Source organism: Salinisphaera sp. SPP-AMP-43 (genome assembly GCF_049568105.1).
Taxonomy (GTDB): Bacteria; Pseudomonadota; Gammaproteobacteria; order Nevskiales; family Salinisphaeraceae; genus Salinisphaera.
On sequence record NZ_CP145335.1, the window covers coordinates 3,390,265 to 3,403,967 of the forward strand.

The window sequence follows — 13,703 nt, forward strand, 5'->3', positions numbered from 1 at the left end:
CTGGATCGTACGTCGGCTACGATCAGATCCGTGCTTGTGGGGGCGAAAAACGCCGATTATGGTGATGTCACTTATATCAAAACCCCTGACTCCCATGGAATTCAAGCAACTGGGCACGACCGGCACGCGGGTTTCACCGCTATGCCTAGGCACCATGACCTACGGCAGCCCGGAATGGCGCGAATGGGTGCTCGACGAGCAGGCCTCACGGCCGTTCATCAAGAAGGCCCTCGACGCCGGACTCAACTTCTTCGATACCGCCGATATGTATTCGCTCGGCGAATCGGAAAAAGTGGTCGGCAAGGCCCTGCTCGACTATGCCGCGCGCGAGGATTTCGTCCTGGCCACCAAGGTCTATAATCCGATGGGCGACGGCGCCAATAACCGCGGCCTGTCGCGTAAACACATCATGCATGGCATCGATGCCTCGCTGACCCGGCTCGGTACCGATCACGTCGATCTCTACCAGATCCATCGCTTCGACTACGACACCCCGGTCGAAGAATTCATGGAAGCTCTGCACGACGTGGTCAAGGCTGGCAAGGCCCGTTATATCGGCGCCTCATCCATGTACGCCTGGCAGTTTGCCAAGTGCCAGGAAGTCGCCCGGGCCAACGGCTGGACCCCGTTCGTGACCATGCAGCCGATGTACAACCTGATCTATCGCGAAGAAGAACGCGAGATGCTGCCGCTATGCGCCGATCAGGGCGTCGGCGTGATTCCGTGGAGCCCGCTGGCGCGCGGCGTACTGGCGGGCAAGCAGCAAGGCACGCAAGGCGAATCGACGCGCTCGCAGACCGACCAGATGACCCAGAAATGGAATCTCGGCGCCAGCCAGGCCGACGATGCCGTGGTTGCTGCCGTACGCGAAGTCGCCGAGGCCCGCGGCGTGCCGATGGCCCAGGTAGCCCTGGCTTGGGTCGCCGCACACCCACAGGTCACCGCGCCGATCGTCGGGGCCAGCAAGGAACGCCATCTCGACGATGCGATCGCCGCGATGGAGCTGACGCTCACCGATGACGAAAAAGCCAAGCTGGAAGCTCCCTACGTGCCGCACGCCATCGCCGGCCATCAATAAGCCCAAGCCGAACCATCGGCACCGGCCGAACCGGCCGAACAAGCCGCCCTACCGGGGCGGCTTTTTTATGGCCTTTTGTGGGTTAGTCGCTGGCGGCAGCGGCGACCTTGTTGAGCAGACGCTCAGTCGGAAACCCGTCGGCAGTCAGGCCGTGGGCGCGCTGGAAAGCCCGCAGACCCGAGCGGGTATTGGGGCCGACGATGCCGTCCGGCGTGCCGGTACCAAAGCCGAGCGTGTTGAGATCGCGCTGCAACGTGCGCACATCGCCACGCGACAGGCGTGCCTCGTGGCGCGGCCAAGATTGCTGCACAGCGGGCTTGCCGACGATCCGATCGGCCAGCAGGCCGACGGCGAGCGCATAGCTGGTGGCGTTGTTGTAGCGCAGAATCACGCGAAAGTTCGGGCCGACCATGAACGCCGGCCCGGAGGCACCGGCCGGGGCGATGATCGCGGCTGATTCGAACTCCGGTAGACCGCGCGAATCCACGGCCCGTACGCCGGCCGTCCGCCAGACCGCGGTAGAACGCTTGGTGTCGCCATCGGCCTGGGCATAGTCGAAGTGCGCGGGTAGCGCGACCTCGCGCCCCCAGGGCTGGCCGGCCTGCCAACCGTTCTTGGCCAGATAGTTCGCAGTCGAGGCCAGCGTATCCGGAATCGAGCCCCAGATATCGCGCCGGTCGTCGCCGTCAGCATCGACCGCATAGCTCAAGAAACTGGTCGGCAAGAACTGGGTATTGCCCATCGCCCCGGCCCAGGAGCCACGCATGTCGGGCCGGGCGATATCGCCGTTGTCTAGAATCTTCATCGCGGCATAGAGCTGATTTTCGGCAAAGGTTTGTCGACGCCCGTCATAGCCCAGGGTGGCCAATGCATCGATGGTTTCGTAGTTGCCGAAATTGCCGCCGTAGTTGCTCTCGATGCCCCAGATCGCCATGAGCACTGCCGCCGGGACGCCATATTGCGCCGTATCCCGGTTGGCAATCCCGCCATAGGCCGAGAGCTTGTCACGGCCGTGGGCGACCCGGGTGTCGGAAACCGCAGTATCCAGATAGTCCCAGATCGCGCGATTGAATTCCGGCTGGCGATTGTCCAGCTCGATGATCCGCGGCAAGAACTCGGCCTTGCCGAAGGCGCGCTCAAGGGTGGTCTGCGACACACCGCGGGCCGCCGCTCGCTGGCGAAATCCAGCCACCCAGCGTTGGAATCCGGCCGCGTTGTGGCCGTCGATAGACCCAGCGCTGGCAGCTTCCGGGCGACCGCTGCCCGAATCATGGGCCGCCTCAACTGCCGGCGGTGTCGTTTGCGAGGCCGTGGCCGACTGGGCGGGGTGCGACTGTGCCGAGGGCTCGGTTGCACAGCCTGCCAATAAGAGCACGACGAGGGGTAGGGTCAGCCGAAGGCGTCGATACAGCATGAACCGGGATCGCTTTTGTAAAAAATAAGCGGCCCCTAGACTACCTGACCCGCAGCCTGTGCGGAGGCCCAGGCCCACTGAAAATTGTGCCCGCCAAGATGCCCGGTCACATCCACGACTTCGCCGATGAAATACAGTCCCGGGAGATCGCGGGCGGCCATCGTCGCCGACGACAATACATCGGTATCGACCCCACCCAGGGTAACTTCGGCCGTGCGATAGCCTTCGGTGCCATCGGGTTCGAAATGCCAGTCGGTCAGCCGTTCACCGAGCCGTACAAGCTCAGCCTCGGACATGGCCTTGAGCCGAGGATCGCCCAGTTTCTCGGCCCCGGCCTCGCGACACAGGCAGGCCGCAAGACGCTTGGGCAGACGCTCGGCCAGCACACTCGACAGTCGAGCGTTGGGGCGCGCCGTGCGCCGCTCGGCCAGCCATGCCGCGGCATCCGTACCGGGCAGGAAATCCACCGCCACTGTCTCGCCCGGCTGCCAGTAGGACGACACCTGCAGCATCGCCGGTCCGCTCAGGCCGCGATGGGTGAACAACATGCCAGCATCGAAATCGCCCTCGCCCGCCCGTGCGCCGACCTCCAGACCCAACCCGGACAGCTGGGCAAACGACTGGCCCGCGGCTTTGTCCAGCGTGAACGGCACAAGTGCGGCCCGTGGCTCGCGTACCGGCAGTCCGAACTGTCGGGCCAGGTCAAAACCGAAGCCCGTAGCCCCCATCTTCGGGATCGATAGACCGCCGGTGGCGACCACTACCGACTCGGCGGTCCAGACCGCCGACGCTGCCTCGACCCGGTAGCCGCCGGCCGCATACCGCTCGACGCTGCGAATATCGGCCTCGGTCTCGATGCCAACGCCGGCCGCGCGGCATTCGTCGAGCAGCATGCGTACGATCTGCTTGGACGAGTCATCGCAGAACAGCTGGCCGCGTTCTTTTTCGTGATAGGCGATGCCGTGGGCGTCGACCAGGGCGATGAAATCGGCGGGCGTATAACGGGCCAGCGCCGATTTGCAGTAGTGTGGATTGGCCGACAGGAAATTCTCTGGACCGCTGTAGAGATTGGTGAAATTACAGCGCCCGCCGCCGGACATGAGGATCTTCTTGCCGCAGCGCCGGGTCTTTTCCAAGACCTGTACCCGTCGCCCGCGGGCTCCGGCCACCGCGGCACACATCAGCCCGGCCGCACCGCCGCCGAGCACGATCACATCCGTATCGAAAGATTTCGCCATCATCGAGCCGTCGGCCGCCATCGGCTGCGATTGTCGCATACGCGGACTACTGCGCCTTGGCCCAGCGGCACCACCCAAGCCGGCGCATTACATTCGCCTGCCCTGCCCATATCGGCCGCCACGCATGCGCCTAGCGCTGCATGACGCCGGCACCCCTGGCATAGCGTCGATGATCGGCGTACAACGATAATGGATACTGCCCAGCGCCCCGGCCGAAGCGCTGCGCATTTTGGGGCCAAGTGAATACAAACCGGCCTAGGGGTAAAGCGGCCGTAATCCGCTCGGCATGGCATGGCCTATGCTTGCGTCGCATGACCCGTGACCGGCAGGCTCGCCGCCGCGCTATTGCCGTCATCCGGATTAGGGTCGGCAAGGTCCGAGACCAGGCTGTTGCCACCAGCCGCATCGCGTGTAGATCCAGACACGCCAGGGAGAACAATCAATGACGTTTATCGAGACGTTGGAACAGGCCGTCAATTCGGTACTCAATCCGGTCAGCAGCTTCATCTGGGGCTGGATTCTGACTTACCTGCTCTTGGGCGCCGGGCTGGTATTCACCATCGCCACGCGCTTCGTGCAATTCCGCATGCTGTTTCATATGGCGGTGCTGGTATTCACCGAAAAAGGCAGCGGCAAGGGCGTGAGTTCGTTCCAAGCGCTCGCAACCTCGCTGGCGGCCCGGGTCGGGACCGGCAACCTGGCCGGCGTGGCCCTGGCGTTGTTCGTTGGCGGCCCGGGGGCGATTTTCTGGATGTGGATGACCGCCGTGGTCGGTATTGCCACGACCTTCATCGAATGCACCCTGGGCCAGATCTACAAGGTCCAACACGGCGACGGGGTGTATCGCGGCGGCCCCGCCTTCTACATGGAGCGGGCCTTGGGCCAGCGCTGGATGAGCATCCTGTTTTCGGTGTTCCTGATCATCGCCTATGGCTTTGCTTTCTGTGGCGCCCAGGCCAACACCATCGCCCAGGGCCTGCAGGGCGGTTTCGGGATCCCGAACTGGGTCACCGCGATCGTGCTGATGGGGCTGACCGCGATCGTGGTGTATGGCGGCATCCGCTCGATCGCCCGCACCGCCGAGTTCATCGTACCGGTGATGGCGGTCGGCTATTTTCTGGTGGCGGCTTACATCCTGATCGTGAACTACGATCAAGTGCCGGCGATGCTGGCGCTGATCGTGAAATCCGCCTTCGGCTACGGGCCGGTGGCCGGCGGCGCAGCGGGCTATGCGGTCATGGCCGCACTGAAAAACGGCGTGCAGCGCGGCCTGTTCTCGAACGAGGCCGGCATGGGCTCGACGCCCAATGCTGCGGCCACCGCCGATGTTCGGCACCCGGCGGCCCAGGGACTGGTGCAGTCGTTCGGTGTGGTCATCGATACGCTGATCATCTGCAGCTGCACGGCGGTGGTGATCCTGCTGTCGGGCGTCTACGACCACATCCTGCAGGCGCATGCCGCTGGCCAGTCGCTGGAAGGCATCAAGCTGACCCAGGACGCCATGGCCGAGCATCTGGGCACCTTCGGCGAATGGTTCATCGCGATCGCGATCGTGTTCTTTGCCTATAGCTCGATTCTGGCCAATTTCGCCTATACCGAAATCAACGTCGACTATCTGGCCGGCCGACGGGGCGACACCGTGTTTGCCTGGATGCGGCCGTTTCTCCTGGCGATGGTCGGCATCGGCTCGGTCGCTTCGCTGACCTTCGTCTGGCATTTCGCCGATCTGGCCATGGGACTGATGGCCACTACCAACCTGGCGGCGATCCTGGTCCTGTTCCCGATCTCGGTGCGGGTGCTACGCGACTACGAAAAACAGCGCCGCGACGGTACCGAGGAACCAGTGTTCAACAAGCGCGTACTCAAGCGCCCCGAACAGGTCGAACCGGGCATCTGGGACTGACCTCGGCCGCATCCGAATACGCTAGACGGGCGTAGTATCGAACTGGACGGGGCCGGCACACCGGCCCCGATATCGGCCGCTCGGCCGCGGCCGGGCCCGCAACCCAGGAGTCTGGCCATGCCCAATCTGCGTTTCCTCGGACCGCTGGCTATTACGCTGTCGCTGACGGCCTGCAGCGTGGTGCCCAGTTCGGATTTCCCGCGCGAGCATGACGTCGATCTCGATCGGTTCATGGGGGCTTGGTATGTGATCGCGCATATCCCGCCGTCGAAAACCAAAAACGCCTACAACGAAATCGAGCGTTATTCGAAAAACAGCGACGACCAGATCAACGTCAAATTCACCTATCGCGACGGTGGCTTCGACGGGCCGATGAAGACGATGACGCCGAGTGGCACCGTCATCCCGGACACCGGCAACGCCGTCTGGGCAATGCATTTCTACTGGGTTCTGCGGCTGCAGTATGTGATTTCCTACGTCAGCCCAGACTATGAAACGACGATTGTGGCGCGCGACAAACGCGACTATGTGTGGATCATGGCGCGCAAGCCGCATATCAGCGCGCATCGCTACAACACGCTGGTACAGCGAGTGCAGAATCTGGGCTACGACACCAGTAAACTGCGCCGCGTCCCCCAGCAGCCACTATCCCAACGCGACGATCTATGACGCCAACTCATCTGTTTATTGCTGATGCTCTCCCGTTCCAGCCGTCGTTTTGAGCCGGCGCTGGGCTGACAGTGCGGCCACGCGCCGCGCCGAATGGCGTCGCCTGAGCGACCTGACGCCTTACCTGAAAGCCCATGCCCCACGGGTCGGACTGGCCCTGTTGTTTCTGATCGCTGCCAAGGGCGCTGCAGTGCTGCTGCCGATCGCGCTCAAGCACATCGTCGACAGCCTCGATCGCTCCGAACACAGCGCGGCGCTCGTGCTGCCGCTCGGTCTGCTACTGGCCTATGGGGCACTGCGACTGACCTCGACCCTGTTCGGCCAGATACGCGATCTGGTATTCGGCCGGGTCACCGAGCGCACCATGCACCAGGTCGCCCTCGGTGTGTTTTCGCATCTGCATCGGCTGGATCTGGACTTTCATCTGTCGCGGCGCACCGGCGGACTGTCGCGGGATATTGAGCGCGGCCTCGGCGGCATCCGTTTTTTGCTGCGTTTCATGCTGTTCAACATCCTGCCGACCGCCTTCGAGATCGGCCTGGTCGCGATCATTCTGCTGTACTACTACTCGCTGTGGTTCGCCGTGATCGTACTGGTCAGCGTGGTCGCCTATGTGGCTGTGACCGCAGCCCTGACCGAATGGCGAACCCGCCATGTCCGCGAATCCAACCGCCGCGATGCCGCCGCCAATACCCGGGCCGTGGATAGCCTGCTCAACTACGAAACGGTCAAATATTTCGGCAATGAAGCCTTCGAAGCCCGCCGCTACGACACCGAGCTCGGGCACTGGGCCGAAGCCATGGGCCGCGCCCGCCGTTCGCTGGGCGTGCTCAATACGCTACAGGCGCTGGTGATTGCGCTGGCGATGACGGCAATGATGATCCTGGCCAGCGAACGGGTCGTGGCCGGCGCCATGACGCTGGGCGACCTGACCATGATTAACGCCTACATGCTGCAGCTGTTCCTGCCGCTGTCGGCGCTGGGCTTTGTCTATCGCGAACTCAAAAAAGCCATGGCCGATACTGCGCACATGTTCGCCCTGCTCGATATCGAGCCCGATGTTACCGAGCGCAGCGGTGCCGGGCGGCTGCGCGGCGGTCGGCCTGAGATCGTGTTCGATGCAGTCCGTTTCGGCTATTCGAGCGACCGCGAAATCTTGCACGAGGTCAGCTTTCGTATCGCCCCGGGGGCCAAACTGGCCGTGGTTGGCCAGTCTGGGGCCGGCAAATCCACCCTGGCCCGGCTGCTATTTCGCTTCTACGATGTAGACGCTGGGGCGATCCGTATCGATGGCCGCGACCTACGCGATTTATCGCTGGCCGATCTGCGCAATGCCATTGGCGTGGTGCCCCAGGACACGGTGCTGTTCAACGACACCATCGGCTACAACATCGCCTACGGCGCGCCCGAGAGCGCGACCGAGGCCGAAATCGCCCGGGCCGCCCGGCTGGCCCATCTCGATGCCTTTATCGAACGGCTGCCGGACGGCATGGATACACGGGTGGGTGAGCGCGGACTCAAGCTATCCGGCGGTGAAAAACAGCGTATCGCCATCGCCCGGGCCATTCTCAAGAATCCGGCAATCATGATCTTCGACGAGGCGACTTCGTCGCTGGACAGCGAGGCCGAGCGGGCCATTACCGCCGCGCTGGCCGAACTGGCTGCCGATCACACCACGCTGGTGATCGCGCATCGGCTATCCACGGTGGTGGATGCCGATACGATCATCGTGCTCGAGGACGGTCGCGTCGCCGAAGCCGGCGACCATGCCACGCTGCTGGTCGCCAACGGCGTCTATGCCCGCATGTGGCGACTACAGCAGCGCGAACAAGACTAGCCGGTCAGGCCACAGACGAGGTCTGGCCGTAGCGGCGCTGACGCAACCACAGCAGTAGCGCCGAGGCGGCCGCCAGAACCGCTACGGCGGCTGCGAAGATCGCCCCGGCTGTTGCCAGATCCAGCGCCCGGGCGATCAGGCCGAGGCCGACCACCGGAATCGAGATCGCGACATAGGCCACGACAAAGAACGTCGAGGCGACCTCGGCACGGCGCTCGACTGGGCTGGCCGCAGTGATCTCGCCCATGCCGGCACGAAACGACGCCCCCTGGCCGGCGCCAGCGATCACGCCGCCGATCGTCATCAATGCCAGCGACCCGACTTCGATCGAAGCGATCAAGAATCCCATGCCCAGGATCAGCCCAATACAGCCTAGCGGCAGCCGCCAGGCGCGCGGCAGCCGTCCCTGCTGGGTCTGACCGATGATCGAGCCAATGAACAACAGAACTACCACGACGCCGGTCAGGGCATGATTGCTGTAGCCCAGCACCTCGCCGATAAACGCCGGCGCAATCGCCGTGAACAACCCCATTACCGCAAAGCCGGCAAACCCAGCTGTAGCTGCCGGCACAAACACGCCGCGTACCGCCGGCGGCACTGCCGGTTTACGGATCGACAGCCGCGGTCGCTCGGGTCGCTTGGCGGTTTCAGGAGCGACGAAGACCGCGATCAACGCCAGCCCGATCAACACCAGGTCGACGATGAAACACAGATGCAACGGCCAGGGCGCATATTCAGCCAGCCAGCCGGCCACGAACGGGCCCAGCCCCAAGCCGCCCATATTGGCCGCGGTCGCGACCAATGTGGCCTGATTACGCCAAGCCGATGGCGTCAATTCGACCACGGCAACGGTGGCCGTACCGGTAAAAATACCGGCCGACAACCCAGACAGCAGGCGGCCCAGCAACAAAGGCGTCAACGCCCCACCCCAGATGAAACAGAACGCACTGGCCGCCGACAACAACAGCCCCAGCAAGAGCATCGGCCGTCGCCCGATCTGATCGGACCAGCTGCCGGTAACGATAAGGGCAGCGATCACGCCCACGGCATAAACCGCAAAGATCACCGTGATCATCAGCTCGGAAAACCCAAACGCTTGCTGGTAGATCGGGTAGAGCGGCGTGGGCAGCGTGGTACCCATCATGTTGATCGCGAAGGTCGCCGCGACACCGAGAAATACGGCGGCGGCGCTGGCGGAACGGGCCATGCGATACATCAGTCGGAATCAGACCGTCAGGCTAGCAGGCCGCCAGCGTCTGGCAAGCCTGGCCTGGCTTATTCATTGTCAGCGGACTGCACCCAACGCCGTACTTGCGCCTGGTGCTGATTCATGAACTGGGCCACGGCATTTTTATAGCTGGTCTGTTCGGCCTCGAACATGGCGGCCTGAAGCTCGGCCAGCGATAGCTGCATGGCCGACAGGATCGCCGCGACTCGAGGATAGTCTTCGCGAAACCCCGGCCGTGCCAGGGCATCGACGCGCTGCGGCGTACCCAGCGCGCCTTTGGGGTCGAGCAAGAAGCGCAGCCGCCATTTGGCGAACATCCAGTGCGGCGTCCACCCTGTGACCACGATCCAGGCCCGGTTTTGTTCGGCCTGGGCCAACGCACCGGTCATAGCGTGGGCATCGGCTGCTACCAACTGGTACCGGTCGGCCAGGTTATAGGCTGCAATCGCCTGCTCGGAGAGCTGCATCAAGCCAGCCCCGGGGTCGATGCCCTGGATTCGGTGCCCGAGCCGATCGGCCACCTCGGCATCGGCCAGATCAGCGATGCTGCCGAGCTGCTCGGCCGGCACATAATCGGGTACGGCCCAGCCGAGCTGCCCGCCGCGATATAGCGTACCCAAATCGACCACCTGATCCCGGTAGTCGGCCCAGTAGCGCGCATGGGTATCGGGCAACCAAGCCATGAGCATGGCGTCGTACCGGCCTTCGGCCACACCTTGGTACTGCTGCTCGATACCGGCCAGCTTGATACGCACATGGTGATCGGTGTGTTTTTCGATGACCGCCCGGGCGAGCCGGGTCACGAACTCGGCATCGTCCCAGGCCGTCCAGCCGATCGTGATGGTGTCCTCGGCCGATGGGCTCTGGCGATCGGCGCTGCAGCCGCTCAGCATGAGCATGGCGACCAGCACCACCGCCCACCACCCTCGGCCGTATCTCTTTATCGTCATAACAGCAATGGCAATCCGCCCATAAAAAAAGCCCGGCCTATGGCCGGGCTCGATCGCCCTTGTTAAGGACGTAGCCAACCAGGATCAGCTGTTCTTGAACCAGCTGTCGATCTCGTCCGGATGCTTTTTGATGTACTGGTTGATCGCCTTCTTGTAGCTGGTCTGGCGTGCGTTGTACATCGCTGCCTGCAGCTCTTCGAGCGGGATATGCATATTGCTCAGCATGCTGGCGACTTCCGGATAATCATCGCTGAAGCCCTTACGCACGACAGCATCGATATGCTGCGCCGAACCCAGGGTACCCTTCGGATCCTTCAGGAAACGCAGGTTCCACTTGCCGAACATCCAGTGCGGGGTCCAGCTGGTCACCACGATCCAGTCATGCTTTTTCTCGGCCCGCGCCAGAGCAGCGGTCATCGCCGCGCCACTGGCCGAAACCAGACGGTAGTCGTCGTTCAAGCCATAGGCTTTCATGGTCTTTTCCGACAGCTGCATCAGCCCGGCGCCCGGATCGATGCCTTGGATCTTGCCGCCGACCTTGGACTTGACCGCGTCTTTCTTCAGATCGGTGATCGAGTTCAGCTGATCCTCCGGCACGTAGTCCGGCACGACCCAACCCAGCTTGGCGCCTTCATACAGGGTGCCGAGGTCGTCGACCTGGCCTTTGACCTTGTCCCAGTAATCGGCGTGCGTATCCGGCAACCAGGCCATCAGCATGCCGTCCAGATCGCCGTTGGCCACGCCCTGATACTGCACGCCGATCGACGCCATCTTGAGATCGACGCTGTAATCGGTGCGTTGTTCAATGACCTGCTTCGCCAGCTTGGTGACGAATTCGGCATCCGACCAGGCGGTCCAGCCGAGCGTGATGGTCTTGTCGCCGCTGGCTGCCTGCGCACTGCCGAAGCTGCTCATGGCAACCGTGGCCCCCATCAGTGCCGCGCCTACGACGCTTTTCATTCGAAATTTCATCGATATTTCTCCCTAGTCAGTCCTAACTATGAATACTGTCAATTTTGGAGTTGTCGATCAAGCAGTGTTCGACTGATTGGCCGACCCGCCGAACAAGTTTTTTAGCCGAGAAAAGAGGCTGTCACCCCTCTTACGCTGACCAAAACTTTGGGTCAGACGATCAAGAATAATTGCAAGAATCACAACACCAAGTCCGCCCTGGAAGCCGGTGCCCAGACGCAACTGCTGAATACCAGCCAGCACCGGATCACCCAGGCCGCCCGCGCCGATCATCGAGGCAATGACCACCATCGACAGCGCCAGCATGATGGTCTGGTTGATACCGGCCATGATCGACGGCAGGGCCAGCGGCAACTCGACCCGCCACAGCAACTGCAGCCCGTTGCAACCAAACGCCTTGCCCGCCTCGACGTTTTCGGTCGGCACGTAGCGAATGCCGATGTTCATCAGACGTACCGCCGGCGGCATCGAAAAGATCACGGTAGCAATCACACCCGGTACCCGGCCGGTGCCGAAAAAGATCACAGCCGGAATCAGATACACGAACGCCGGCAGAGTCTGCATGAAGTCGAGTATCGGCCGGATGATGGTCTGCACGATGTCGCTTTTAGCCATCAACACGCCCAGCGGCAGCCCGACCCCGAGCGCCGCCAGCGTGGCAGCCAATACCAAACCGAGCGTATCCATGGTTTCTGGCCATAGATCCATGCCGAGCACCACGTACAGGGCGACCAACACGAACAACGTGAACTGCCAACCAACCCGCCACAGTGCCAGTACGGCCAGCACGATGAACACTAACGGCGCTGGTAGCCAGCTGAAAAACGCCGTGAGATTGTCGGCCACAAAACTGATGATCGCCGACACGATCGTGAAAAACAGCTCGAAATGGGTCTGCATGAAATTCACGATGGCCGTGAACCAGTCCCCGATCGGCAGGTTGATCACGAATTGGTTGGACAGTTGCTGCCAGAAGCCGGCAGCTTCAATAGAGAAGTGATACATCAGGCAACATCCTGGTCGTGTTCGGTCCGGTTGAGCGTATGCAGCAGCGCCGAGCGCGAGATGGTGCCGAGATAGCGGCCGTTCTCGTCGAGCACGGGCACCGGGTGTGGCGATTCAGCCACCGGTTCGAGCAGCTCGGTCAGCGCGGTGCTGGCCTCGATGATCGGTACGCCGCTGACGAAGGCCTGTTCGATATTGCCCTCTTCGTCCTTGGCCAACTGCTCGATACAGGCTTCCAGCGAATCGGCACTGACGGTACCGAGATACTTGCGATTGCGATCGTGGACCACGGCCGCCGGACGGTCGTACTGGTTCAAGCGCGACAGGGCCGCCCGTACGCTGGACCCGGCCCGCTCGATGACCGTGACCTGATCGCGCTTGGCGATATCGCGGGCGGTAAAGACATGGCCGACGTTGACGTCGCGGAAGAACGAGCGCACATAGTCGTTGGCCGGGTTGCGCACGATCTCTTCTGGCGTACCGACCTGGACCACTTCGCCGGACTGCATGATGGCGATCCGGTCGCCGACGCGCATGGCTTCGTCCAGGTCGTGGGTAATGAAGACCACGGTGCGGGCCTGTTCGGACTGCAGGCGCAGCAGCTCGTCCTGCATTTCGGTTCGGATCAGCGGGTCCAGCGCCGAGAATGCTTCGTCCATCAGCAGGATACCGGGGTTAACCGCCAGCGCCCGAGCCAGTCCAACACGCTGTTTCATACCCCCGGACAACTCGTCAGGGTAGCTGTTGGCATTGGCCTTCAGACCCACCGCATCCAGCGCCTCGAGGGCACGCTTTTCGCGCTCTTCACGCTCGACCCCAGCCGTGACCAGACCGAAGGCCGTATTTTCCAGCACGGTCTGATGCGGCATCAGCGCAAACGACTGGAAGACCATGCTGATCTCATGGCGCCGCAGCTCGATGAGCTCTTTATGGCTCATCTGGGTGATGTCGCGCCCGTTGATCTTGATCGCTCCCGAGCTAGGCTCGATCAAGCGATTAAGCATGCGGACCAGGGTCGACTTACCGGAGCCCGATAGCCCCATGACGACGAAAATCTCACCCTCCTGGACTTCGAATCCGGCATCCGAGACCCCCACGGTCATGCCGGTTTCGGCAAAGATCTGATCCTTGCCTTGCCCCTTTTGAACGCGCTCCATCGCGCGCTTCGGATGTGCCCCAAAAATTTTGTAGACGTGTTCTACGGACAGCTTGGTATTCAAACGCGCCCCTCGAGCCATGCAAATTCAACGGCCTATCATAACGCAATTTTCGCGCCGATCAGGGATTCTCCGTATGTCGCCCCCTATGCACCCAGCGTAGATCCCGAGGCCCGCACAAAAAAATGCGCTTATTTACAGCCACTTAGATATACTCCTGCATAGTGCAAAAATTTCTTAAAAAATCAGGAC

At 62.4% G+C, this 13,703-nt stretch carries 11 protein-coding genes; 4 read left to right on the plus strand and 7 right to left on the minus strand.

Annotation, left to right across the window (positions count from 1 at the left end; genetic code table 11):
- Positions 1–94: 94 nt before the first annotated feature.
- Positions 95–1,078: an aldo/keto reductase gene (locus tag V5738_RS14525; RefSeq protein ID WP_423821534.1), complete on the plus strand. Its 984-nt coding sequence runs from the start codon at positions 95–97 to the stop codon at positions 1,076–1,078.
- Between the two features lie 82 nt (positions 1,079–1,160).
- Here V5738_RS14525 and V5738_RS14530 read toward each other — a convergent pair whose 3' ends face one another.
- Both V5738_RS14530 and V5738_RS14535 read right to left on the minus strand, forming a co-directional pair.
- Entirely contained in the window at positions 1,161–2,492 is a 1,332-nt protein-coding gene (locus tag V5738_RS14530; RefSeq protein WP_423821535.1) for a lytic murein transglycosylase, read from the minus strand.
- Positions 2,493–2,527: 35 nt separating this feature from the next.
- Positions 2,528–3,769 carry an NAD(P)/FAD-dependent oxidoreductase gene (locus V5738_RS14535; RefSeq protein ID WP_423821536.1) on the minus strand — a complete coding sequence of 414 codons (1,242 nt, stop codon included), beginning with the start codon at positions 3,767–3,769 and terminating at the stop codon, positions 2,528–2,530.
- Positions 3,770–4,172: 403 nt separating this feature from the next.
- On the opposite strand from V5738_RS14535, the gene V5738_RS14540 reads away from it, so the two are divergent.
- From V5738_RS14540 to V5738_RS14550, 3 genes are all read left to right on the plus strand, one after another.
- Positions 4,173–5,633 (plus strand): alanine/glycine:cation symporter family protein, encoded by a 1,461-nt coding sequence (locus tag V5738_RS14540; RefSeq protein ID WP_423821537.1) that lies wholly within the window; start codon positions 4,173–4,175, stop codon positions 5,631–5,633.
- 117 nt (positions 5,634–5,750) lie between these two features.
- A complete protein-coding gene (locus tag V5738_RS14545) occupies positions 5,751–6,302 on the plus strand; it encodes a lipocalin family protein (protein ID WP_423821538.1) in 552 nt (183 codons plus the stop codon).
- Positions 6,303–6,351: 49 nt separating this feature from the next.
- Positions 6,352–8,139 (plus strand): ABCB family ABC transporter ATP-binding protein/permease, encoded by a 1,788-nt coding sequence (locus tag V5738_RS14550; RefSeq protein ID WP_423821539.1) that lies wholly within the window; start codon positions 6,352–6,354, stop codon positions 8,137–8,139.
- Between the two features lie 4 nt (positions 8,140–8,143).
- Here V5738_RS14550 and V5738_RS14555 read toward each other — a convergent pair whose 3' ends face one another.
- From V5738_RS14555 to proV, 5 genes are all read right to left on the minus strand, one after another.
- Positions 8,144–9,346: an MFS transporter gene (locus V5738_RS14555; RefSeq protein ID WP_423821540.1), complete on the minus strand. Its 1,203-nt coding sequence runs from the start codon at positions 9,344–9,346 to the stop codon at positions 8,144–8,146.
- A gap of 68 nt (positions 9,347–9,414) precedes the next feature.
- Positions 9,415–10,317: a glycine betaine ABC transporter substrate-binding protein gene (locus V5738_RS14560; protein WP_423821541.1), complete on the minus strand. Its 903-nt coding sequence runs from the start codon at positions 10,315–10,317 to the stop codon at positions 9,415–9,417.
- An 84-nt stretch (positions 10,318–10,401) separates the two neighbouring features.
- On the minus strand, positions 10,402–11,289 hold the full coding sequence (locus V5738_RS14565) for a glycine betaine ABC transporter substrate-binding protein (RefSeq protein ID WP_423821542.1): 888 nt from the start codon (positions 11,287–11,289) through the stop codon (positions 10,402–10,404).
- 57 nt (positions 11,290–11,346) lie between these two features.
- On the minus strand, positions 11,347–12,294 hold the full coding sequence (locus tag V5738_RS14570) for an ABC transporter permease (protein ID WP_423821543.1): 948 nt from the start codon (positions 12,292–12,294) through the stop codon (positions 11,347–11,349).
- Positions 12,294–13,532, minus strand: a complete 1,239-nt coding sequence (proV, locus tag V5738_RS14575; RefSeq protein WP_423821544.1) for a glycine betaine/L-proline ABC transporter ATP-binding protein ProV — start codon at positions 13,530–13,532, stop codon at positions 12,294–12,296. Before proV ends, V5738_RS14570 begins: the two co-directional genes overlap by 1 nt.
- Positions 13,533–13,703: the final 171 nt, after the last annotated feature.